The following is a 1,322-nucleotide window of genomic DNA, read 5'->3' on the forward strand; positions in this document are numbered from 1 at the left end:
TGTAGTAGAAAAACTGTTGAAGAAGTCTGCTAAAGAGGCATTGGATGTTGCAAATATAGCTGGAGAAATTTTAGACCCAAAAGTTAGAGAAGTTTTAGAGTTAACAGCTGGAGTTAAAATAAAAAGAAGATACAGAAAAGCCACAACCAAAGACATTGAGTTATTATCTAAAATTAGAAAAAACATTGATGCTGGTTGGAATAAAAATGTAGCATATACAAAAGGTAAAATAGGAGATGAAATAATTGATTTACAATCTAGAAGTGGAAAACAAACAGGAACGTCAAAAGATTATGATAGTTTTAAAATTATTGAGCCTGAAAACTATAATTATAAGAATGGACCATTAAATAGATTACATGATTCAGAACAAAAACAAATTGAATATCTTTACAATAAGTTCAAGAATAATAAAAATGTACAAGGACAAATAGAAATAGTTTCTGATTTAAAAATATGTGATAACTGTGAGGATATAATTGATAAATTTCAAAAAAATTTCCCAAATATAGAGATAGTGCGAGTTTGGGTAAGAAAAGAATTAAAACGTTAAAAATAGAAAACATGAAATATTTAAATAAAATTGTGACACAATTAGATAAATGGGAAACAATTTATAAAGGCTGCTCTCAAAATCAAATTAAAGAAATAGAAGAACTAGCTGTCAGTAAATTACCTGAATGTTATGTGGAGTTTTTAGAAGTTATGGGGTTTGAAATGGACAGAAAAGCACCAGGTATGCGAGGGTATTTATTAGGCACAACAGTATTTTACCCATCTATAAAATGGCTAAATGAAACTTGGGCAGAACAATTGACAGAAGATGGTAGTTCTTTAGAGCTACCAGAAAATGCCTTTGTATTTTACGATCATCAAGGATATTTATTTGCTTTTTTTAAGTTAGATGAAGGAGATAATCCTCCAGTTTATGGTTATGAGGAAGGATACGAAGGAGATAGTTTTCCAAAAATTGCAGATTCTCTATCAAGCTTTTACGAACGTCATTTAGAAGGGGATAAAACACTTTTTAGTGAATTAAGAGTTTAAACTTTTACTAAAGTTAAGTAATACAAAGCCATTTCAATAAAAGAAGTGGCTTTTTTTATTGATTAGAGTTAGCAAGCCTTGGTACAGATGTTGTAGTAGAGAAGTTGTTAAAGAAGTCGGCTAAAGAGGCATTGGATGAAGTAGATGATTTATTTAAATTGTCAAAAGAAACCTATAAAGACAAGCGTATTTTAGAAATAAAAGAGCATCTTGATGATGTTTTAGGTTTAATAAAAAAAGAAACTAGAGTTTTTCAAGGAACTAAATACGAAATT

At 29.3% G+C, this 1,322-nt stretch carries 2 protein-coding genes; both read left to right on the forward strand.

What is annotated here, in order from left to right; genetic code table 11:
- Positions 1-553 (forward strand): deaminase domain-containing protein (locus ACVC5O_RS00125; protein WP_452219432.1); only part of this gene is annotated, 553 nt, incomplete at its 5' end.
- 11 nt (positions 554-564) lie between these two features.
- Positions 565-1,047 (forward strand): SMI1/KNR4 family protein, encoded by a 483-nt coding sequence (locus ACVC5O_RS00130; RefSeq protein WP_452219433.1) that lies wholly within the window; start codon positions 565-567, stop codon positions 1,045-1,047.
- The last annotated feature ends 275 nt before the right edge of the window (positions 1,048-1,322 follow it).

The sequence above is a fragment of the Lacinutrix salivirga genome, from assembly GCF_053604675.1.

Coding starts and splice junctions, on each gene's coding strand:
- ACVC5O_RS00130 (WP_452219433.1), top strand. CDS start 565: ATGAAATATTTAAATAAAATTGTGACACAATTAGATAAATGGGAAACA.